The sequence below is a fragment of the Mucilaginibacter rivuli genome (assembly GCF_019391655.1).
Taxonomy (GTDB): Bacteria; Bacteroidota; Bacteroidia; order Sphingobacteriales; family Sphingobacteriaceae; genus Mucilaginibacter; species Mucilaginibacter rivuli.
In genome coordinates this window covers 395,526-415,815 of the sequence record NZ_JAHXPQ010000004.1, presented here as the reverse complement: position 1 = coordinate 415,815, position 20,290 = coordinate 395,526, and the positions used below count along the sequence as shown (strand labels likewise).

General features: G+C 40.7%; 22 protein-coding genes. 15 read left to right on the top strand and 7 right to left on the bottom strand.

Features of this window, described 5'->3' with window-relative positions:
- The first annotated feature begins 118 nt into the window (after positions 1–118).
- Positions 119–1,447 (top strand): signal recognition particle protein, encoded by a 1,329-nt coding sequence (ffh, locus tag KXQ82_RS11745; RefSeq protein ID WP_219488570.1) that lies wholly within the window; start codon positions 119–121, stop codon positions 1,445–1,447.
- A 56-nt stretch (positions 1,448–1,503) separates the two neighbouring features.
- Here the strand turns inward: ffh and KXQ82_RS19850 are convergent, their stop codons facing one another.
- Complete coding sequence (locus KXQ82_RS19850) at positions 1,504–1,626, bottom strand: hypothetical protein (protein WP_255563631.1); 123 nt, start codon at positions 1,624–1,626, stop codon at positions 1,504–1,506.
- A 317-nt stretch (positions 1,627–1,943) separates the two neighbouring features.
- On the opposite strand from KXQ82_RS19850, the gene KXQ82_RS11740 reads away from it, so the two are divergent.
- The 12 genes from KXQ82_RS11740 to KXQ82_RS11685 all read left to right on the top strand — a co-directional run bounded on the left by KXQ82_RS11740 (position 1,944) and on the right by KXQ82_RS11685 (position 11,458).
- On the top strand, positions 1,944–2,612 hold the full coding sequence (locus tag KXQ82_RS11740) for a hypothetical protein (RefSeq protein WP_219488569.1): 669 nt from the start codon (positions 1,944–1,946) through the stop codon (positions 2,610–2,612).
- 83 nt (positions 2,613–2,695) lie between these two features.
- Positions 2,696–3,619 carry a hypothetical protein gene (locus KXQ82_RS11735; RefSeq protein WP_219488568.1) on the top strand — a complete coding sequence of 308 codons (924 nt, stop codon included), beginning with the start codon at positions 2,696–2,698 and terminating at the stop codon, positions 3,617–3,619.
- 413 nt (positions 3,620–4,032) lie between these two features.
- Positions 4,033–4,428 carry a hypothetical protein gene (locus KXQ82_RS11730; protein WP_219488567.1) on the top strand — a complete coding sequence of 132 codons (396 nt, stop codon included), beginning with the start codon at positions 4,033–4,035 and terminating at the stop codon, positions 4,426–4,428.
- Between the two features lie 95 nt (positions 4,429–4,523).
- Positions 4,524–5,096, top strand: a complete 573-nt coding sequence (locus KXQ82_RS11725; RefSeq protein WP_219488566.1) for a hypothetical protein — start codon at positions 4,524–4,526, stop codon at positions 5,094–5,096.
- On the top strand, positions 5,069–5,896 hold the full coding sequence (locus KXQ82_RS11720) for a sensor histidine kinase (protein ID WP_219488565.1): 828 nt from the start codon (positions 5,069–5,071) through the stop codon (positions 5,894–5,896). The genes KXQ82_RS11725 and KXQ82_RS11720 overlap by 28 nt, the downstream gene beginning before the upstream one ends.
- Positions 5,862–6,509: a response regulator transcription factor gene (locus KXQ82_RS11715; protein ID WP_219488564.1), complete on the top strand. Its 648-nt coding sequence runs from the start codon at positions 5,862–5,864 to the stop codon at positions 6,507–6,509. Before KXQ82_RS11720 ends, KXQ82_RS11715 begins: the two co-directional genes overlap by 35 nt.
- A 43-nt stretch (positions 6,510–6,552) precedes the next feature.
- Positions 6,553–7,623, top strand: a complete 1,071-nt coding sequence (locus KXQ82_RS11710; RefSeq protein WP_219488563.1) for a PA0069 family radical SAM protein — start codon at positions 6,553–6,555, stop codon at positions 7,621–7,623.
- A 111-nt stretch (positions 7,624–7,734) separates the two neighbouring features.
- On the top strand, positions 7,735–8,745 hold the full coding sequence (locus tag KXQ82_RS11705) for a metallophosphoesterase family protein (RefSeq protein WP_219488562.1): 1,011 nt from the start codon (positions 7,735–7,737) through the stop codon (positions 8,743–8,745).
- 4 nt (positions 8,746–8,749) lie between these two features.
- Positions 8,750–9,283 carry a YceI family protein gene (locus KXQ82_RS11700; RefSeq protein WP_219488561.1) on the top strand — a complete coding sequence of 178 codons (534 nt, stop codon included), beginning with the start codon at positions 8,750–8,752 and terminating at the stop codon, positions 9,281–9,283.
- Positions 9,280–9,690, top strand: coding sequence for a c-type cytochrome (locus tag KXQ82_RS11695; protein ID WP_219488560.1), 411 nt, complete (start codon positions 9,280–9,282; stop codon positions 9,688–9,690). The genes KXQ82_RS11700 and KXQ82_RS11695 overlap by 4 nt, the downstream gene beginning before the upstream one ends.
- A gap of 47 nt (positions 9,691–9,737) precedes the next feature.
- Positions 9,738–10,751 (top strand): sensor histidine kinase, encoded by a 1,014-nt coding sequence (locus KXQ82_RS11690; RefSeq protein ID WP_219488559.1) that lies wholly within the window; start codon positions 9,738–9,740, stop codon positions 10,749–10,751.
- Positions 10,748–11,458, top strand: a complete 711-nt coding sequence (locus KXQ82_RS11685) for a LytR/AlgR family response regulator transcription factor (protein WP_219488558.1) — start codon at positions 10,748–10,750, stop codon at positions 11,456–11,458. Before KXQ82_RS11690 ends, KXQ82_RS11685 begins: the two co-directional genes overlap by 4 nt.
- Positions 11,459–11,461: 3 nt before the next feature.
- On the opposite strand, the gene KXQ82_RS11680 is transcribed toward KXQ82_RS11685, so the two are convergent.
- The 4 genes from KXQ82_RS11680 to KXQ82_RS11665 all read right to left on the bottom strand — a co-directional run bounded on the left by KXQ82_RS11680 (position 11,462) and on the right by KXQ82_RS11665 (position 16,198).
- The gene (locus KXQ82_RS11680; RefSeq protein WP_219488557.1) at positions 11,462–12,949 is read right to left on the bottom strand and encodes a tetratricopeptide repeat protein; all 1,488 of its coding nucleotides are present in this window, start codon (positions 12,947–12,949) and stop codon (positions 11,462–11,464) included.
- A gap of 61 nt (positions 12,950–13,010) precedes the next feature.
- The gene (locus tag KXQ82_RS11675; protein WP_219488556.1) at positions 13,011–13,754 is read right to left on the bottom strand and encodes a zinc ribbon domain-containing protein; all 744 of its coding nucleotides are present in this window, start codon (positions 13,752–13,754) and stop codon (positions 13,011–13,013) included.
- The gene (locus KXQ82_RS11670) at positions 13,754–14,851 is read right to left on the bottom strand and encodes a Nif3-like dinuclear metal center hexameric protein (RefSeq protein WP_219488555.1); all 1,098 of its coding nucleotides are present in this window, start codon (positions 14,849–14,851) and stop codon (positions 13,754–13,756) included. The genes KXQ82_RS11675 and KXQ82_RS11670 overlap by 1 nt, the downstream gene beginning before the upstream one ends.
- A 57-nt stretch (positions 14,852–14,908) precedes the next feature.
- Positions 14,909–16,198 (bottom strand): DUF2268 domain-containing putative Zn-dependent protease, encoded by a 1,290-nt coding sequence (locus KXQ82_RS11665; protein ID WP_219488554.1) that lies wholly within the window; start codon positions 16,196–16,198, stop codon positions 14,909–14,911.
- 426 nt (positions 16,199–16,624) lie between these two features.
- On the opposite strand from KXQ82_RS11665, the gene KXQ82_RS11660 reads away from it, so the two are divergent.
- Both KXQ82_RS11660 and KXQ82_RS11655 read left to right on the top strand, forming a co-directional pair.
- Positions 16,625–17,059 carry a MarR family winged helix-turn-helix transcriptional regulator gene (locus KXQ82_RS11660; RefSeq protein WP_219488553.1) on the top strand — a complete coding sequence of 145 codons (435 nt, stop codon included), beginning with the start codon at positions 16,625–16,627 and terminating at the stop codon, positions 17,057–17,059.
- A gap of 37 nt (positions 17,060–17,096) precedes the next feature.
- Entirely contained in the window at positions 17,097–18,362 is a 1,266-nt protein-coding gene (locus KXQ82_RS11655; protein ID WP_219488552.1) for an MFS transporter, read from the top strand.
- 42 nt (positions 18,363–18,404) lie between these two features.
- Here the strand turns inward: KXQ82_RS11655 and KXQ82_RS11650 are convergent, their stop codons facing one another.
- Both KXQ82_RS11650 and KXQ82_RS11645 read right to left on the bottom strand, forming a co-directional pair.
- Positions 18,405–19,298: a DUF4349 domain-containing protein gene (locus KXQ82_RS11650; RefSeq protein WP_219488551.1), complete on the bottom strand. Its 894-nt coding sequence runs from the start codon at positions 19,296–19,298 to the stop codon at positions 18,405–18,407.
- A 62-nt stretch (positions 19,299–19,360) separates the two neighbouring features.
- On the bottom strand, positions 19,361–20,266 hold the full coding sequence (locus tag KXQ82_RS11645) for a hypothetical protein (RefSeq protein WP_219488550.1): 906 nt from the start codon (positions 20,264–20,266) through the stop codon (positions 19,361–19,363).
- Between the last annotated feature and the right edge of the window lie 24 nt (positions 20,267–20,290).

The following is a 20,290-nucleotide window of genomic DNA, read 5'->3' as shown; positions in this document are numbered from 1 at the left end:
TAATCTGCTGCACCATCGCACAATAATTGAAATTTCAAAAGAAAGCGATAGGGCTATTCGTGTCAAAATCATACCTTTGTGGGCTTAAATTTTTTAAGTTTAATAGAATTATACTAAGATGTTTGAAAATCTTTCGGATAAACTCGACAGGGCATTTAAAGTCCTGAAAGGACAGGGATCCATTACAGAAATAAACGTGGCAGAAACCATGAAGGAAATTCGTAAAGCCCTTCTGGATGCCGACGTTAACTATAAAACCGCAAAAACCTTTACTGATGATGTAAAGCAAAAAGCGATTGGCCAAAATGTATTGACCTCAATTTCGCCGGGCCAGTTACTTACCAAAATAATGAACGACGAACTTACCCAGTTAATGGGTGGTTCAACAGCTGAGATCAACTTTCCGGCAACGCCAACAGTTATCTTAATTGCAGGTTTAAACGGTGCAGGTAAAACCACCTTTACGGGAAAACTGGCTAATTTTTTAAAAACTCAGAAAAACAAAAAGCCGTTATTAGTTGCAGGCGATGTTTACCGCCCAGCGGCTATTGAGCAGCTGAAAGTTTTAGGTAGCCAGATAGGTGTTGAAGTTTATGCCAACCTGGAATCGAAAGATCCGATTGCTATTGCACGCGAAGGTGTTGCTATGGCAAAACAGGGTGGATATAATGTAGTGATTGTAGATACCGCCGGCCGCTTATCAATTGATGAGGCCATGATGGTGGAGATTGAGCAGGTAAAAGCTGCTGTTAACCCGCACGAGATTTTGTTTGTTGTTGATTCGATGACGGGACAGGATGCGGTAAATACTGCTAAAGTGTTTAACGACAGGCTTGATTTTACCGGCGTTGTTTTAACCAAGCTTGATGGTGATACCCGTGGTGGAGCGGCGCTATCGATAAAATCGGTGGTGAATAAGCCTATCAAATTTGTTGGTACGGGCGAGAAGATGGAAGCATTGGATGTTTTCCACCCTGATCGTATGGCTTCGCGTATTTTGGGCATGGGTGATGTGGTTTCGTTGGTAGAACGCGCCCAGCAACAATTTGACGAGAAGGAAGCCGCCGAACTTCAAAAAAAGATCCGCAAAAACAAATTCGATTTTAACGATTTTTACAGCCAGATACAGCAGATCAAAAAAATGGGTAACATGAAAGATCTGATGGGTATGATACCTGGTGTAGGTAAAGCCATGAAAGATGTTGAGGTTGATGATAATGCATTTAAAGCTATCGAAGCCATCATCCAATCGATGACACCGTACGAAAAATCTAACCCCGATAGTATTAACCAAAGCCGCCGTAACCGTATAGCAAAAGGATCGGGTACTAACCTTACCGAGGTTAACCGCCTGATAAAGCAGTTTGACGATATGCGTAAGGTGATGAAGCAAATGAGCAACCCTGCGGCAATGGCCAGCATGATGAAACGTATGCCTAAAATGTGAGGCAGATAATTAATGATAATTTAAACCCTGGTCCATTATTGGTTCGGGGTTTTTTGTTATACGTCGGTTTTGGTGGTGTACCTGTTTGACGCGCTTACAACTGATGAGGGTTTCAGCATCACAAAAACAAACGCCGGCATCGAAAGGAACAACATAACCAACAGGATAAGCTTTTTCATAATCGTTAAGTTTTACTAACTTATATAAAGCCCTGGCATAATTTCTACCGCCCCCCCATGCTATGTAGTTTATCAGCATAAACTACGTTTCAACGTAATCACACTTGTTTTTGTATCTCAATATAAACAGTTAAGCTATTTTTGTATTAAAAAATATACACATGCTTTACTGCCCTAATGTGTGTTTTTTAACTGTATTGGCCATTTTGGAAAATGTGGAATATAAATTGCCTTTAAATGTTATACAATGATGGAATATGTTGGATTAAAAGAGATAATACCCACAAAGCCATCACTTAATTTAAATACTAAGTATCATGAAAAATCTATTTAAACCTATGCTTTTCATAGCAGCTATTTTTGTTACTAAAGCAAGTGTTGCCCAGGTTAATGTAGGTGCAGCCACAGCGACGAAAGTAGTAACGCAAGCAACTGTACCCACAGTAAATGCAGCCAGTACAACACAGAAGGTGGTTAGCCATGCAACAAATGTAACGAGCCATGTTTCAAACCAGGCGCAAACAGCGGTTAAAGAATCGGCTACACAGGCAACTAAAACAGCTAATGCTAATGTAGCAGCTAATGCCAATCAAACAGCCGCCGCCTCAAACAATGTAGTATCTACCACAACCAACGCAAGCGGTAATGTTAATGCCGATGTTAATACAAGCGGAACCGCTGCCGCGGCAAAAAGTAAAGCTACAGCGGTTAAAGCAGATGCAAGCGCTAAAAAAGATGCGGCAATAGCAACAAGCCATAAAGCAGTTGCGAAGACTAAAAAAATTGTAAAGGCAAATAAAGTTAGCGCAACCAGTTCAACATCAACAACCGGATCGGGTAATACAACTGTTTCAAGCCATAAAGTTAGCACCGATGCTTCCAACACTACGGTATCAAGCACAAATGTTAAAGCAGGCAAAAAACAAGCCAGTGTAAGTGGCTCATCAAACACTCAAGGTAGTGTTAGTGCTACAAAAAACCAATAATATATATGTTATAAACAAAAATCAAAAAGGCCGGTAAGGCCTTTTTGATTTTACAATCATATTTCAATGCAAACCCTATCGCCATGAAAAAACTTAAACTATTAGCTATTGCCATTTTATTATTTAGTGCTGTTAAAACAAACGCACAAACTGATACTGCAACAACAACTAAAGCTATATTTTTTAATGCCGGCGCCCAATATATGTCCAATCTTACCTATGCCGGCCGCCGTGACGAATCAAGCGTACCTGTTTTATTACCTAATTTTACGGTAATATCAAAAAAGGGTTTTTTTGTAAGCGCCATGGGATACTTTGACCTTTCAGGTTCGAAATCGCAATCAGAGGGTTTGAGTGTTACACCGGGTTATGTTTTTTCGTTCGATAAAAAGAAAGAGTTTGGGGGGGCTGTTTCTGTAACCAAATACTTTATTACAAGCAACAGCCCAATTATATTATCATCGTTTAATTTCACTGCAGACGCGCAGTTGAACTACAACCCCGCAGATATAATTAAGATGACGCTTGGCGCAAGCTACCGCATAGGTAAAGATAACAGCAATGATATTATAAATAATGCTGAGCTATCTAAAGAAATATGGATAGTAAAAACCGGTACAAATAAAAAAGACGGCTTAAAAGTTGACCCAACTGCCACATTATATGCAGGCACGCAATCATTTTATCAAACCTATTATACTGAATCGCAGGTGCAGCGCGCGGTAGCCAACCCATCGCCGTCAAACCCGCTGAATGTGTTATTTCCCAGCCAGCCCAGTCAATCTATAGTTACACAAACCGTAACACAACAAAGGCAAGAAGAAGTAAAAAAATATAACTTGCTGGCCATAAGCGGCTCAATACCGGTTACTTATGCCATAAACAAAGTGCAGTTAAGCTTTACGCCATATTTTATTAAACCGCTTAACCAGGTTGACTATACAACCAATAACGCTATGAATGGTGTGTATTTCTTATTTACTACAGGAGTAAGTATTACTTTTTAATTGAAAGGTAATCATCTCACCGGGCAATAATTGCCGGTGAGATGAAAAGATGCAGGGTATATTAATTTTTTGCGATATCTGATATATTGGGTTTTACATTATTTGCCCTTGATGATTGATTTGGCTCCATGCCGAAAAACACTACTAATAGCAGCAAAAAAAACATCATCACTAACATAACAAGCTTTTCCATAATTGTTGGCATTGCCTACTCTTCCGTTTTCGGCTGATCCGTATATTTAATTAACTTTTGTAAAGTTGGGTAAACAATACGCTGCCGGCAACGATGTAATGACTGAATTTATACGGTGTTTTAACGGGGTGGTTTTCAGTTAAAACACCGTATAAATAAATCAAGTTATATGTTATTTTTACAAATTATATTAAATTCACCTCTAAAAACATAAACTATTATGGGAAAACACAGACCTGTTAATAAAAGCCTTGCTGAGCAATGCATGGAAAAGTATAAAAAAGTGTACAAAAACAGCTCGGACCCCGCCGTTCAGAAAGCGTACACGGAAGGGCTTGTTTTTGATAAAACAGAATTAATAAACTGGTTAAATAAAATACCTAACCCAAGTGTTAAAATAGCTTTTGGGGTTTATAATGATGATTTTGTTGCAAAATACCCATTAGCAAAAAAAGGTCGTTTATCGGCATTTATATTCCCCTCTGATGTAATTCCGCATGCCGGAGGAGGCCCGATAATTGCATTTTCTGCACCGGGTGGCGAAGGAGATAATCCTCCAAACGATCCACCTCCGAGCGATGGCGATCCGTTAAATATGGGAGATCTAATGCCATAATTCAGAAATAGATGAATCTGCATTTATCAGAGTACTTTGAAGTGCTGAGTCTTGTTTTTGCGATAATATTTTATCGGCAACTAAGGTTTTTTAAATTGAAACCATTTTTGTTGTTACTTATTATTGTTTGCGCAACCGAAATTATTGGCGCTAATGTTCAGTGGTTCAACGTTAAAAAAAATTACCTTATATATAACGTTTATTTATTGCTCTCAATGCCTGTATATTTTTGGATATTTATGAACATGCTTGATTTTAAGGGCTATATAAAAACCATATACTTAATAGTTGTAACATTGGTTATGTGCTTTCTGGCAATTAACTTCCTTTTTTTACAAGGGCCCAAAGAATTCAATGTATATTCCCTGATAATGGTTGAGTTTATAAAGGGAATATTAGCATTAATGATAATAACTAAGCTATTCAGAGAAGATAATTATGAAATAGGCATTAGCAAAAACCCTTATTTTTGGATAGGTGGAGCTACGCTTATTTTTAGTGTTTGTGCTATTGTTCTTTTTGGGCTGCAAAGGTTTATAGTTTTAAATAAAATTCAGATAGAAGGCAAAAGTATCTATCGTGTAATTGTGCCCTTAATTAATGTAATTCTATATTCAAGTTATTGTTATGCATTTTATTTATGCAAGAAGCTAACCAGCAACTTATAGTTACCATATTGGCAGCCGTTGTGCTGCTTATCCTTATTGGGGTAATTATGCTATTGCTGGCTGTATACTATCATAATAATAAAAAACGGCATTACATTGAAAAAGAACATCTAAAATCAGGGTTCAAACAAGAGCTGCTAAAAGCGCAATTAGAGATACAGGAGCAAACATTTACCCACGTAAGCCAGGAAATACACGATAACATAGGGCAGGTGCTCTCGTTTGTAAAACTTAGCCTGGGTACGGCGGTATCATTAGGCGATGTTGAAAAAGATGAGCGAATTGCCGAAAGCAAAGAACTGATCGCCCGGGCTATTACCGATCTGCGCGACCTTTCAAAAAGCCTGAGCTCTGATAGCTTTTCGGCCAAGGGCTTTATACCTGCGATAAAGACAGAAGTAGAGCGGATAAATAAAAGCAAATTGATACATGCCGATTTGAAAGTAGAAGGCACCCCGAATAACCCGGGCGAACAAACCGAATTGGTATTATTCAGGATATTGCAGGAAACAGTTAACAATACATTAAAGCATGCCAATGCCGAATGTTTAAACATAACCTTGCAATATGCGCCCGAATTGCTAACTTTAACCATTGCTGATGATGGATTGGGTTTTGATAAAGAAGAAGCGTTAAGCAGAAACGGGTCGGGCCTGAAAAACATACGCAACAGGGCAAATCTTATTGGTGCCACGGTTGGGATAAAAAGTGTAGTAGGCCGTGGTTCTGAAGTTAAGGTAAGCCTGAATCCATTAGAACAACCCTATGCAGACAGAAACTATTCAGGTAGCACTGTGTGATGATCATCGCCTTTTCAGGAGTGGCATCGCATCACTTATTAATACCCTCGAGGGTTATGATGTGATGCTCGAAGCTGCTAACGGAAAGGAATTTATTCAAAAAATAAGCAAAAAATTTAAGCCTGATATTGTGTTGATGGATATCAACATGCCCGAAATGGATGGTATTGCAACTACAAAATGGCTTTCTATAAACCATCCCGAAATTAAGGTTATCATTTTATCCATGTTTGAAGATGCCCCAACAGTGGTATCATTGGTTAAGATGGGTATAAAAGGCTACCTGTTAAAAGATGCTGAGCCCGATGACTTTAAAGAGGCCTTAAATACCGTATCTGGTAATGATGTGTATTATCCCCCGTTTGTTGCAAAGCACCTTATTAATAACCTGCAAATACCAGCTACAGTTAAAGGGATTAAACTAAGCGACCGCGAAATTGATTTTTTAAAATTAGTAGGTACCGAGCTTACTTATAAACAAATTGCCGACCAGATGGTACTCAGCGTACGCACCGTAGATAGCTACCGCGATCAGCTTTTTGATAAGTTGAATGTTAAAAGCCGTGTTGGCTTGGTAATGTATGCTGTTAAAAATAAGCTGATAGAAATTTAAAGAAACGATTGGTTTTTACTAATTATTTTAGCAAATTTGTTTCATGTCACATGAGCAGAATCCGGATTATTTTAAAGGCAGGGGGGCACAGGTAAATACCCATAATAAATTTCTGAAAAACAAGTATGTGCTTGAACATATCGAGGGCCTGGACGAACCATTGCTCGAAAACTCATCAACTCAAATATTCGAGGAGCATCCTAAAAAAATAGTCAGCACATCCAACAGCCCCGATCTGCATTTTATGCATTCCATAAACCCGTACCAGGGTTGCGAGCACGGCTGCATTTATTGTTATGCCCGCAACACGCATGAGTATTATGGTTTTAGCGCCGGTTTGGATTTTGAACGCAAGATCATCATCAAGCGCAACGCGCCCGAATTACTGGAGGCTCACTTCAACAAAAAAAACTACCAGCCGGTAATGATACTCCTGTCTGGTAATACCGATTGTTATCAACCCATGGAGCGGCGGCTTAAAATAACACGTGGTTTATTAGAGGTTTTTTTAAGATACAAAAATCCGGTAGGTATCATCACCAAAAATAATGTGATACTGCGTGATATTGACTTGCTTACTGATTTGGCAAAATTAAACCTGGTCCATGTAAATGTATCCATTACATCGCTCGATGAGCAACTAAGACAAAAGCTTGAGCCACGAACCATTACAGCAAGCGGGCGGCTGGCTGTAATACAAAAACTATCAGAGCAAGGCATCCCCGTAAGGGTAATGGCGGCACCTATTATCCCGGGATTGAACAGTAATGAGTTGCCCAATATTATTAAAGCTTCTGCTGATAGGGGCGCACTGGCAGCAGGCTTTACTATTGTAAGACTTAACGGCAGTATAGGCGAAATATTTAGCGACTGGGTACATAAAGCTTTCCCCGACCGGGCCGAAAAAGTATTGAATATGATAGCCGATTGCCACGGCGGCCAGCTTAATGATAGCCGTTTTGGAACACGCATGAGCGGCGAAGGACGTATTGCCGAATCAATACACCAGCTTTTCAGGATGGCTTGCGTAAGGTTTTTATCGGGAAGGCAAATGCCCGAATATGACATGAGTCACTTTACCCCGCGTGCAGGCAGGCAGACGGAAATGTTTTAAAAACTCAGGCTTCGTCAAGAATTTATACCTGTTGGTGTAAATGTTTTTATCGGGTTAAGGGTTTTCACTTTTTTAGTGATGTAATTGATTTTCATCATTAAAAAGAAATATATGAAAGACCATTTTCAACCTGAAGACAATTTAAATAATACAACCAATAACGATGGTGTTGACCGCCGCGGTTTTTTAGAATGTATGGCCTGGGCAGGCACCGGGGTGATCTGGATGATGAGCGGCGGGATACTCAAATCATTCGGCATGAGCCAGATGATAGATAAAACCACAGGCGGCCTTAAAAAAGGGCTTATTATGCCCAAGTCAGATTTTAGCTTCGCGCAGATAAGCGATAGCCATATCGGTTTTACCAAGCCTGCAAATACCGATGTGGTAGGTACGCTCAACGCTGCCATATCTAAAATAAATAACATGCCGGTAACACCATCATTTGTGCTGCATACCGGCGACCTTACCCATTTAGCCCAGGCAGAAGAATTTGACACACTGGAGCAATCGCTGAAAAGCGTAAAAACAGAAAAGATATTTTATGTACCCGGCGAGCATGACGTTACCGATAATGGCAAGCTGTATTTAGAGCGTTACGGAAAAGGAACACTTGGCGATGGATGGTACAGTTTTGATTCGCACGGGGTGCATTTTATAGGGCTGAATAATGTTACCAACCATGTTGATGGTGGTTTGGGTTATATTGGCGCGGCGCAGTTAAAATGGCTGGAGGCTGATTTGAAACCATTATCAAACAGTACGCCTATAGTTGTTTTTGCCCACATACCGCTTTGGGCAATTTATCCGCAATGGGGTTGGGCCACTGATGACAGCGCGCAGGCTATGGGGCTGTTTAAACGTTTTGGCTCGGTATCGGTACTCAACGGGCATATCCACCAAACCATACAAAAGGTAGAAGGCAATATTACCTTCCATACCGCTAATTCAACCGCATTCCCGCAACCGGCGCCGGGTGCCGCGCCATCGCCGGGGCCAATGAAAGTGCCTGCCGAAAAGTTGCGTAGCTATTTGGGTTTAACAAGCGTAAATTATGTTGAACATGATCATACCCTTGCCATTACCGATACCCCGTTAATTGTCGATACCGATCAGAGATAAGAAAATGAAGAAAATGATATTGCTGCTGGTGATAGCAGGGTTAGCGAAAAACACGCTTGCGCAATATAAGCCTGTTGAGCAGGGTTCGTTGTTAAAGTTTACCATTAAAAATTTAGGGTTTAAGATTGATGGTTCGTTTAGCGGCTTTGAGGGCCAGATAGATTTTGACCCTCAAAACCCAGCCAACAGCAAATTTGATGTAAGCATTAACGCCGCGACAGTAAATACCGATAATAACCTGCGCGATGAGCATTTACGTGGCGACGGGTATTTTGATGTAAAAAACAGTCCAAAAATCAGGGTTGAATCAAATAAAATAATTGCAAGCGGTAAAGCGGGAACATACCGGTTTACAGGGATGCTAACTATAAAAGGAAAATCGAAACCTATATCGTTTCCGTTTACGGCTACGGCATCAGCAGATGGTTATCTGTTTAAGGGCGGGTTTACCATGAACAGGAAAGATTTTGGCGTAGGCGGAACAAGCACTGTATCCGACGAGTTGGAGGTGAATATCAACGTTATCGCGAAAAAATGAAACTCAATAAATTTACATTGATAACAACACTTGCCGCAATTGTAATTATTGCAGCTGCGGCAACAACCCGCACACCCGAACCACCTAAATATACCAATTTAAAGGTGTTGCCAAAAAATATAAGCTCACGCGAATTGCAAAGCATTATGGCAGATGATTTTGAAGATGGCTTAGGCGTAAGCTGCGGTTTTTGCCATGCCAACGCAAAAGACGGGCATGGGCTTGATTTTGCCAGTGATGCCAAGCCGGAAAAGGAAATTACAAGGAGGATGATGCGTATGACGCTCGACCTGAATAAACGCTGGCTTGAAAACAAACATCCTAAACTTGGCGATGCCGCTCTGGTGGTACAATGTAATACTTGCCATAAAGGCCAGGCCTTCCCCGATGGGACTGAGCCGAAATAGAAATTTAAATAGCTTTTGCCGCCTTAAGCTGTATTTTTGTTAGCGTATTGAAGATCAAAGTAATATATCATCTCCTGTTTTGGCTGCTGGCCTACTTTTTCTGGATATTTATTTTCAGGAATGGCACATTGGTACTTACCCACACCATTACCATACAATTTTGCTACCTGGCATTCATATCTGTAAATTATTACTTTAATGCCCTATACACTATTCCTAAACTGCTTAACAAAAAGCATTACGTAAAATTTAGTATACTATTTATTACCGGGATTGTGGTAACCGCGCTCATCAGGATACCGGTATCCATGTTTGTGGTGACTTTTATTTTTAAAGTACCCAATCCTCAATTTGATCAATTGGCCATTTTTCGAGATTCGTTCATCAATATTATGTTTTGGGTGCTTTGCATATTGGCGGCCAAAATGATGATCGAAAAGATACGCTCGCAGATCTATATCGAAAAGATAGAAAAAGACAAAGCTACCAACGAACTTAACTTTTTACGGGCGCAGTTTAACCCGCATTTTTTATTTAACTCCATCAACTCCATTTACGGGCATATCGATAAATCGAACAAAGACGCACGTAATATGCTGCTTGTGTTTTCTGAAATGCTGCGTTACCAGTTGTATGAGTGTAATGTTGAGCAAATAGAATTGGAAAGAGAGATCAATTACATTAAAAATTACATTGCGATACAAAAAGGTAGAATAGATGATCGTATTTTTGTGTCGTTTTTTGATGAAGGGATAAACGGGCCAATAAAAGTAGCTCCGTTGTTATTTATTAACTTTATCGAAAATGCTTTTAAGTATATCGGCTTTAATGAAGACAAAGAAAACCGTATTGATATTTGCTTGCAGTATGAGCATGGGGCTTTAACCTTTAAGGTGTTCAATACCAAAGAGTCGTTTATTAACCATGATGAACGGGCATCGGGGTTGGGTATAAATAATACAAAAAGACGCCTTGAGATACTCTATCCTAAAAAGCATATGTTAACAATAAATGATACCGATGATAGTTACCAGCTTACCTTGATCTTATTTGATTTATGACGCTGAACTGTATTATAATTGACGATGAGCCGATTGCCCGCAAGCTATTGCAGGAGTATATTGAGGAAACTGATTTTTTGAAGCTGGTTGGTACGGCAGAAAACCCGCTGAAGGCAACCAACTTGATCAGCGAGCTTGACGTTGACCTGATCTTTTTAGATGTTAATATGCCTAAAATGAACGGGTTCCAGTTTTTACGATCGGCCCCTTACTTGCCAATGGTGATTATGACAACAGCGTACGGCCAATACGCGCTCGATGGTTTTGAAATGGCTGTGGTTGACTACCTGGTAAAACCATTTTCATTAAATAGATTTATTAAGGCAGGGAACAGGGCGCTGCAGTTAAAAACATTAAAGCAACGGCCTCCCGCAAACGCTAACGACTCTTTTTTTGTAAAAAGCGATGGTAAAATTGAGCGTGTAGTGTATAGCGAACTGGTTTACATTGAAGCGATGGCCAATTATGTAACATTGTATACAATAAATAAAAAACTGGTAGTTTATCTGACCATAAAAGGCATACAAGAGAAACTACCTGCCGATCAGTTTATACAGGTACATAAAAGCCATATCGTAAACCTTGATAAGATAAGCAGCATTGAAGGTAATATACTAAACCTGGGCATTGCCAAAGTAAGTATGGGCCAAAGCTTTTACGATGATGTAATGGACAAGCTGTTGAAGGGTAAGTTTTTTAAACGGTAGCGCTTATTTCCCGCTAATCCTGTTTAACCCATCTTTAGCTTTTTGCTCCAGGCTGTTTTTAAACTGTTTAGTGCCAAAGTTTGATATCATTTGGTATGCGTTACGTGCACGGGTAAAATCCTTTTTCTGTTCGTATATCATCCCCATACGGATAGCCGAACTGGCGGCATAGTGGTAAGTTGAGGTTTTACCTATATTGATGGCACTGGTATAAAACTTCAAAGCTTCATCATCATTATCCATAGAATCGTATATGCGGCCTATGCGGTAGTAGTACTCTATCTTATCACGCTGAAGTTTAAAATCGCCTGCGCCATGATTGGCTAATACTGCTAAAGCTTTGTTATAATAACCGCCATCGCATAATAAACGTGCACGTAACAACAATACATTGGCGGGGTCATCATTAGCTTCATCCAGGGCTTGCTTGTCTTTATCATTGTATAGGTATCCTTTGCTTCGCACCAAAACAATAAACGCGTTATAGCGCCTTATATCGCTATCTAAAAGGCATTGCCAGGCAAGGTGCAGGTAAGCGTCTTTAATGTAGTTAACGCCTTTGTATTCCTGTATAAACTTATTGAAATAGTTGTTTGCGTCATTATCACCCCGGTTCATTTTAGCTATGGCCATAATATAATCCAGTGCAGGGTAGGGTTGGGAGTCGGTATCCTGAACACGTTTATCCAACAAACTGATCACTTCGTTACTGTGCCCGGTTTTCATGCCAACATAGGCTATAATGTAAGCTTTAAACTCGCTTTGATTGTCTTGTGCAGCAGTTAGGTTTACGGTTTTAGAAAAAGCATTCGGATCGTTGGTTACGTTGGTGAGGATATAGGTATAATAGAAAACCAGCTCATCATAATGATAACTATAGGGTGTATCTTTTATGGTGTTCGATAGTGACTCGAGCATGGAAATGCCTGTTTGTGTATTGCCTTTTATCCCAAAAAATCCCAATACGCTTTTTAAGGCACCGCCCGGCAGCGAACCTAACAATACATTAATAACGCCAAGCGGAATGTTGTTAGGAGTAAAGGAGGGAAACTTTTTAGCATTTTCCTGCAGTAAACGGTATGCTTTATTTATGCCAAAGCCTGCCGAAGTGAACTCGCCGTAGCGGCTTTGCATAAAGGCCCACTGCAGGTATACCTGTGCCATAGCAAAGTTATGATATGGCGAACGCTCGTCGTCTTTATCCAGCAGGTCTATCCGTGCTGATTTATTTTGGATCAGTTTATCAAATTCGACCTTGTTTTCGGTAGTTAGCAGGTAATAGAAATCGTAATAGTTATCTAAGAGCGCGGTGATTGAATTTTGCGGGTGGATGGCCTTTTCGCGATTGATAATCCGGCGGGCCTCGGTTAAACGCAAGCTAACAATGGCTTTATAAGCCTGCACGCAGTTCGGGTTAAAATCAAAGTTGGCATAGGTATCAACCTTTAAGCAACAGATCAGAACGGTTAGAAAAATAAGTTTACGAAACATCAGTCAAAAAAAAAGCGCCTCAATTACTTTGAGGCGCCAATATACATTAATAAACTAAACCTTATGCAGGTTCAGCTTCAAGTGCCATCTGTTCATCAACCAAGATACGGCCACAATGTTCGCACACGATGATCTTTTTTCTTTGGCGGATGTCCGACTGGCGCTGAGGAGGGATCTGGTTAAAGCATCCTGAGCAAGAATCACGTTGGATAGTTACTACAGCTAAACCGTTTTTTGCATTACCGCGAAGACGGGTGTAAGCGGTTAACAAACGCTCTTCGATGTTTGCTTTTGCTTTTTCTGCTTCAGCAGTTAACTCTTGCTCATCTTTTTCAGTTTCGCCGGTAATGGTATCCAGTTCAGCTTTCTTTGCGTCAAGATCATGCTGGCGGCCTTCAAGGTCGGCAACAGCTTTTTCATATATCTGGGTTTTGGTGGTGATCTCAAAACCAAATTCTTTGATCTTTTTCTCGCTTACTTGTATATCAAGGCCCTGTATCTCAACTTCTTTCGAAATCGCATCGTATTCCCTGTTATTTTTTACTTCGTTAAGCTGGCCTTCGTATTTTTTAATATTGGCTTGCGCATCGCGGATTACGTTTTTGCGGGTTACTATCGCATCTTCCAAATCATCTAATTCGCTTTTTATTTTTTGTATACGGGTTTCCAATCCTTCAACTTCATCTTCAAGGTCAGCAACCTCCATCGGAAGTTCGCCACGAACCTGACGTATTCTGTCGATCTTGGTATGGATGGTTTGCAGGTCGTATAAGGCTTTTAGCTTTTGTTCTACGGTTTGTTCCATTAAATCAAATATTTGATGGGGTTTGTATTTACTTCTGTTAAACGGACGGCAAAGTTAACAAATTTTTTCTTAATAATTTCAACTATTAAATTCTGTGTAAATTGCTCACTTTCAAAATGTCCGATGTCGGCAATAACCAACTTTTCTTCGGCATCAAAAAACTCATGATACTTAAAGTCGGCGGTCACAAAAACATCGGCGCCGGCGCCAATGGCGTTCTTTAATAAAAAGCTGCCCGAGCCGCCGCAAACCGCCACACGCTTAACGCTTTTGTTGCGTAATTTAGTGTAGCGTATGGCCCCCGCGTTCATTTTATATTTTACCATTTGCAAAAAATCAAGTTCGCTCATTGGCTCAGCCAACTCCCCTATCATACCCGAACCTACAGTTGGGTATTGATTGGTAAGAGGGTAAAGGTCATAAGCCACCTCTTCGTATGGGTGCTCCATAAACAGGGCCACTAATATTTTGCTTTCCAGGCTGGCCGGGTAAACAGTTTCAATTTTTACTTCGGGCTCGTTTTGGGTAATGCCTTTTTGGCCAATGAATGGGTCAGTATTTTCTCCGGCTTTAAAAGTTCCGATTCCTTCGGTATTAAAACTGCACTCACTGTAATTACCTATTTGCCCGGCCCCGGCAGCAAATAAAGCGGCGCGCACTTTATCGGCATAGTTTACCGGCACATAGGTAACCAGCTTTTTAAGTATGCCATGTTTGGGGGCAAGGATACGGCAATCTGTTATACCCAAAGTTTCGCAAATGCGGGCGTTTACTCCATGCGCTACCGCATCAAGATTAGTATGGATGGCATAAATAGCGATATTGTTTTTGATGGCTTTTTCTATCACCCGCTCCACATAGGTTTTTCCATTCAGTTTTTTAAGGCCTTTAAATACGATAGGGTGATGGGATATGATCACCTGGCAGTCTTTGGCAATGGCATCATCAACCACTGCTTCTGTACAATCCAGTGAAACGAGTGCCTGGTTAATTTCCTTATCGGGGTGCCCAACGATGAGGCCGGAGTTATCGTAATCTTCCTGGTAAGCTAAGGGTGCGAGGCTTTCGAGGTAGTTGGTAAGTTCGTGGAGTTTCATGGTATTAATAATCCTTGGTTAAAGATAGGGTTTCCATTTAAAATGACCACAGGAACGCTATTGCACTGCTGTTGTAAAATCCATCAGGTAGGGTTTTAAAGAAATGCCATTTATGCTCCTGAAGTTTTCGCCTAAGAGTAATTGATAATGGAAGCCGGGCTTTAAGGGCATAATTTCAAATGTCGCAAACTTACCGTCGTCCGAAAAGCCAATAAAACGCTTAAGGGTCATTAAGTTGTTTTTACCAAGCGGGCCCATGTCAAAATTACGATAATGTTTATCCATCGGTTCTGAAAACTCAACCGTTATCTGTGCTGTTGCCGGATCAACAGCGGTTGTGTTATTTTTAAACTGTTTAATTGAGAGGATAGTTGGCCGGCTTTCTTCAAACTTGTTTTTAAGTAATTGAAGTGATGCGTTAAAGTAGCCCGACTGTTCCACAAAGGCATTTAATGCAACCGGGTTGTTATAATCCAGTGCTATCATTTCTTTTATTGCTTGTTTTTTGTTGATTGCTTTTGCGTAATATTTTTCGCAGATCACATAACCTACGTAATAGCCAAGATCTCGGGCTTTAAATTCATTTTCATCATCATTATACAACCAAAAACCAGTGAAAGGGTTAAACATTTGCGTGGCAAACTTTTGCTTAATGCGTTCGTCGTTAGCCCTGGCATAACCCATAGCCGCCAGTGCAGATGGCTGCCCGGTGGCCTTTACAGCCATAAATTCGGCAACACCTTCTAAAACGCTTTGGCCAAGTAGCGAGTTAGCATCAGTTGTTTTTTCCTGTGTGTGCACATATTCGTGGATGTTTGTAAAAACAATGGTACTACCACTCGCATTGCTATCAAAATAGGGCCTTAAATATGCAAAACTTTTAGGAAACTCGGATGTGACGGTGCTTTTATCACCCAAGGCTATTTCGGTGCCTATTAAAACCATATTGTTAAGGGTAGTGCCGCCGGTTCGTAACGCGCCAATGGTAAAATAAACGTTTGCTGGTTTTAATTCGGGGTAGAGCGCTTTTAGTTTGAGCACATTGGCTTCGATATCCTTTGCATAGCTTTTTGCTTTCAAAGTATTTGGCCTGATGGATGCCCAATATAGCGGGTAGTTGTTTATGGCGTTGATATACGATTTAGCAGTATAGTTGCGCACTTCCATAATTGCCTTTAAGCCGGGCGTGCCTTTTTCAAGGAAGAGTTTGTTAAGGTAATTGTATTGAAGGGAGCTGTCTTTGGTCGAGGTGATTTGATCATAAGCTTGCCAGAAATTGTCGATATCTGTAGTGACAACGCTGTAGCTTTTGTTTTGAGCCGTAGTTGTGTTAAAAGTTAAAGTCACTAAAAATACAAGGATAATTATTTTACGCATAGTATGGTAGCCACTTGACAGTCTTTTGCTAAGATAAGCGTTTGGTTTAAAATGTGTGGTAAAAACCAAAAGGTGTAAATAATATTCCCCAAATCGGCTATAATTTCCCCGACTGTTTTTTAAGTTAAATTATAAAATGTTGCCCCATTGGATAAAATGGGCCTTTTTATATTTTGGTACCTTAATTGAATAACACTTATCACGTTTATAAAAATCTCTTTCCCCTAATAGATTTTAAAGAAATAAGTTGTTAAGTTGGTTTAATGGTCGGTAGTGCTTAAAGCACTATCGGCCATTTTTTATTTGGTCCCATTTCTTATCTCTCAAAAATGACTTTCTCCTGATCTTACCAAACCCGATATTTGTAAGGTAAACTTACAAGTTTACTTTCGTAAAATGGAACAAAGTAACCTACAGTTAGCATCAGATCTGCGTAGTGCAGTGACCCTGCTGTTTAAAAAGCTGCGAAAGAAGTCGGCGACAGGGCAAGGCCTTTCGCTCACCGAGCGATCAACCCTGGGTTTATTATCTGTACATAAACAATTGCTACCCAACGAGCTTGCCGCCATGGAGCATATCACCACGCAAAGCATGAGCCAGGTGTTAAATTATCTTTTGGAATTAGGTTATATCACCCGCACCATGTCGCAGGAAGATAAAAGAAAGGCCATCATTGCCTTGTCGCCGGAAGGAGAAGCCATGATAGAAAAAATGCGCAGCGAACGTGATGAATGGCTCAACAAGGCCATCAGGGAAAGCTGCACCCCCGAAGAGCAGGAGGCATTAATTAAATTAATAAAACCCTTAACAAAACTGATCGATTTTGATTGAGGCATGATAACACAATAAAAGGGAAGGATAGAGAGAAATGACAACAGCAACCACATTCAGTGCATTTAAGAGCCGCAATTTCAGGTTATATTTCAGCGGACAGTCAGTATCATTATTGGGTACATGGATGCAACGCACGGCGGCGAGCTGGATCATTTACACGCTTACCCATTCCACCTTTATATTGGGCTTGGCGGCCTTCGCTTTTTTGTTTCCGTCGTTTGTATTGTCGGTAGCGGGTGGTGTGGTGTCTGATAGGTATAACCGTTATAAGGTGTTGTTGTGGACACAGGTAGCATCAATGGTGCAGGCCATTGTACTTGCCGCTATGATACTGCTCAACTATTATTCTGTTTGGGGTATCATTGTGCTCGGTATCATTTTGGGCATCATTAACGCTTTTGATGTACCGGCCCGGCAATCGCTGGTTTACGAAATGGTTGACGATAAGAACGATCTGGCAAACGCGCTGGCGTTAAACTCATCTATGGTTACGTTAACACGCATTATTGGTCCGGCAATAGCTGGATTTGTACTGGTTAAATTTGGCGATGGAATTTGCTTTGCGCTGAATGCGTTAAGTTTTGTGGCCGTTATCATATCGCTGCTGCAAATGCGTATGCCCGATTATCTTTCTAAACCCCACCCTAAAAAAGCTTCCGAAGAATTGAAGGAGGGTTTGGCCTATTTAAAGCAAACACCATCCATCCGGTACGTGTTGCTCATGCTTACGCTCATCAGCTTGTTTTCGCTGCCATTTGCCAACCTGATACCCATATATGCCGACCAGGTATTTCATGGCAATGCCAAAACCTTCGGCGTGATAGAGGGTGTTATCGGTTTGGGATCTTTTGGGGCGGCTATTTTTTTAGCATCGCAAAAGCCGGGTACTAATCTTAAAAAAATACTGGCTATCAACACACTGGTATTGGGTGCGGGGCTGATATTGCTATCGCACGAGGCGAATTACCTGTTGTTTTTGGTGTTTTGTACAATGGCCGGTTACGGCTGGATGTCGCAAATTACTATCAGTAATACCATTGTGCAAACTACGGTAATACCATCCATGCGCGGGCGGGTGGTAAGTTTTTATGCCATGGCGGTTTTTGGTATGATGCCTTTAGGTGGCTTACTCATAGGCACGGTATCGCATCTTATTGGTACACAAAATACTATTTTAGCTGAAGGTATTGTGGCGCTCATCATCGGTTTGTTCCATGTTCGATTTTTGAGGTTGAACAAAAAGAAAATGCAATCGTTAAGGCAACAGGTAGAAATGGCGCATGCGATGGAAATAGCATAGCCCTTAACCCTCTAAAGGGGGAACCAAAACCAATTGCTATTATTAAGCCAAGCGTTTTTTGCGCCTTACCACAAACCAATAAAAAGCAAAGCATAAAATTAACACAGGCCAAATATCTATCAGGAAAAAGAAAGTGGTTTGCACAATGCTCCAACCCTCGCCGAGTGCGGTTTTTAGTTCGTAGGTAAAACCTGTTCCGGAATCAGCTATTGTACTTTTGCTGTAAAATGTAATATCGAGCGAGCTGTAGGCAACCTGTTTCGTCATATAATTCAATCGGCCCTGTGTTGATTCAATATCGCCCTGTATTTCGCTGATCTTATCTTCTATCTGCAATACATCAGCCATTTTACCAGCTTTGCCAAGCAGCCCAATATAAGTTTGCTCCAGCTTTTTTTTGTTTTCTATCTGGGTTTTGGTGTCAATGTATTCGGTAGTTATGTCTTTCACCCTGATGTTCCGTGAATCTATTTTATCCGCGTTAGTGGCAACGGTATCTATCAAAAAATCAAAGTTTTTACTCGGAATCCGCACCTTTAGAACATAGGTTTTATCGCCTGATCCTTCTTCTTTCGATTGCGTATCTTCGGCAATATAGCCACCCGCGTTTTGTACTGAATGCAGTATGTTTTTCCTGGTTTTCACAACATCAGGTGTTTCAAAACGAAGTTCGCCTTCTTTGGTAATTTTCTTTGATGTGTCTGCAGTAAAGTTTTTGTCTGGGGGTGCTTGTAAAGCAACGTCCATTATTTTAACCTTCTCGTTGGCATTGCCGGGCATGATTATGTGCTGTTCGCTCGGCGCGGCTATTTGCACTTCGGCATCCGCGCTTACTGTTGGCAATGGAGAATTAGCTATTGCATCTCCTTTAAAATGATTGTGACCGCAAGAAATAAGAGTTGAAGCGAACAGGAGGACATAAGTTATCTTTTTCATAGCTATCTGGTTTAGCTGATAGTATGATGCAGAGATAATTAAAAATCCATAACTGCTACGGGCTATTTTTTCCCCGTCATATTCAGCAAGATCATACTGGCGTGTGGCATACCGAGTGTTTTGCCGGGTGTAATATCAAGATAATGTTTAAGATAGCCAGCTATAATAGCGCGGATGGTTTTTTTGGTCCGCTCGGCAAACTCGGGCATTAAAACCGTGGTGGAGCGGTAAAATTGCATTTCGCCTTTGGCATCAATAATCACCGAAAAGGAATAGTAAAAATCATCGTAAGCTTTACTGATGCTAATATTGTATTCGGGTAACATGTAAGTTGGCAACGGTTCTTCCATACTCCCCGGGTCAACATCGGGTTTAACCTGCTCTAAGATAAGCGTAGCACTTTTACTTTTCAATATGGCCTGTTCTGTTGCAGAAAAAGCACTGTCGGTAATATTGGTTACTTCGGCAATGCGTTTTTTTATGTAAAGGGTATCCTTGCGGGATGGGTGCTGCAATTGCTGTGCTGTAGTATGCAGCTTGTTTTTGATATAATCATCCGCATAAAGCGTCATAAACATGTTCGATTTGGTGTCTGATATTACCTGGTTCTCTACATGTAATACCTGGAAAACCATGCTGTCTTTACTTAACTTACGGAGTTTTATCCATGCCCAGGCAACGTTAAAAACAGAATCATGATCAAACGCTACGGGGCAGTTTAAAAATATCTTTTTCCCCGGGCTGTAAATATTCACCGAATCAGTTGATACGAAGGTGAGCTGCCAGTCGGGCCTCATCTGGTAGCCATTTTGCGCGAATGATAGGCCATTATCAAATACCCGTTTTACCTCGGTAAACTTGATGCCAAAAACACTTTTAAAAGAGGGATGTTCAGGGGCGGCTTTCTGTTTGCACGATAAGCTGATGAACGGGATAAGAATAACGAATAAATAATACTTGTTGCGCATTAGGGGCTAAAATACATTTTAAGC

Bases quoted from the DNA above. Each gene is read 5' to 3' on its own strand.
- KXQ82_RS19850 (WP_255563631.1), bottom strand. From the start codon at position 1,626: ATGAAAAAGCTTATCCTGTTGGTTATGTTGTTCCTTTCGATGCCGGCG.
- KXQ82_RS11710 (WP_219488563.1), top strand. From the start codon at position 6,553: ATGTCACATGAGCAGAATCCGGATTATTTTAAAGGCAGGGGGGCACAG.
- KXQ82_RS11730 (WP_219488567.1), top strand. From the start codon at position 4,033: ATGGGAAAACACAGACCTGTTAATAAAAGCCTTGCTGAGCAATGCATG.
- KXQ82_RS11680 (WP_219488557.1), bottom strand. From the start codon at position 12,949: ATGTTTCGTAAACTTATTTTTCTAACCGTTCTGATCTGTTGCTTAAAG.
- KXQ82_RS11715 (WP_219488564.1), top strand. From the start codon at position 5,862: ATGCAGACAGAAACTATTCAGGTAGCACTGTGTGATGATCATCGCCTT.
- KXQ82_RS11675 (WP_219488556.1), bottom strand. From the start codon at position 13,754: ATGGAACAAACCGTAGAACAAAAGCTAAAAGCCTTATACGACCTGCAA.
- KXQ82_RS11720 (WP_219488565.1), top strand. From the start codon at position 5,069: ATGCAAGAAGCTAACCAGCAACTTATAGTTACCATATTGGCAGCCGTT.
- KXQ82_RS11660 (WP_219488553.1), top strand. From the start codon at position 16,625: ATGGAACAAAGTAACCTACAGTTAGCATCAGATCTGCGTAGTGCAGTG.
- KXQ82_RS11655 (WP_219488552.1), top strand. From the start codon at position 17,097: ATGACAACAGCAACCACATTCAGTGCATTTAAGAGCCGCAATTTCAGG.
- KXQ82_RS11645 (WP_219488550.1), bottom strand. From the start codon at position 20,266: ATGCGCAACAAGTATTATTTATTCGTTATTCTTATCCCGTTCATCAGC.
- KXQ82_RS11695 (WP_219488560.1), top strand. From the start codon at position 9,280: ATGAAACTCAATAAATTTACATTGATAACAACACTTGCCGCAATTGTA.
- KXQ82_RS11685 (WP_219488558.1), top strand. From the start codon at position 10,748: ATGACGCTGAACTGTATTATAATTGACGATGAGCCGATTGCCCGCAAG.
- KXQ82_RS11740 (WP_219488569.1), top strand. From the start codon at position 1,944: ATGAAAAATCTATTTAAACCTATGCTTTTCATAGCAGCTATTTTTGTT.
- KXQ82_RS11735 (WP_219488568.1), top strand. From the start codon at position 2,696: ATGAAAAAACTTAAACTATTAGCTATTGCCATTTTATTATTTAGTGCT.
- KXQ82_RS11700 (WP_219488561.1), top strand. From the start codon at position 8,750: ATGAAGAAAATGATATTGCTGCTGGTGATAGCAGGGTTAGCGAAAAAC.
- KXQ82_RS11650 (WP_219488551.1), bottom strand. From the start codon at position 19,298: ATGAAAAAGATAACTTATGTCCTCCTGTTCGCTTCAACTCTTATTTCT.
- KXQ82_RS11670 (WP_219488555.1), bottom strand. From the start codon at position 14,851: ATGAAACTCCACGAACTTACCAACTACCTCGAAAGCCTCGCACCCTTA.
- ffh (WP_219488570.1), top strand. From the start codon at position 119: ATGTTTGAAAATCTTTCGGATAAACTCGACAGGGCATTTAAAGTCCTG.
- KXQ82_RS11705 (WP_219488562.1), top strand. From the start codon at position 7,735: ATGAAAGACCATTTTCAACCTGAAGACAATTTAAATAATACAACCAAT.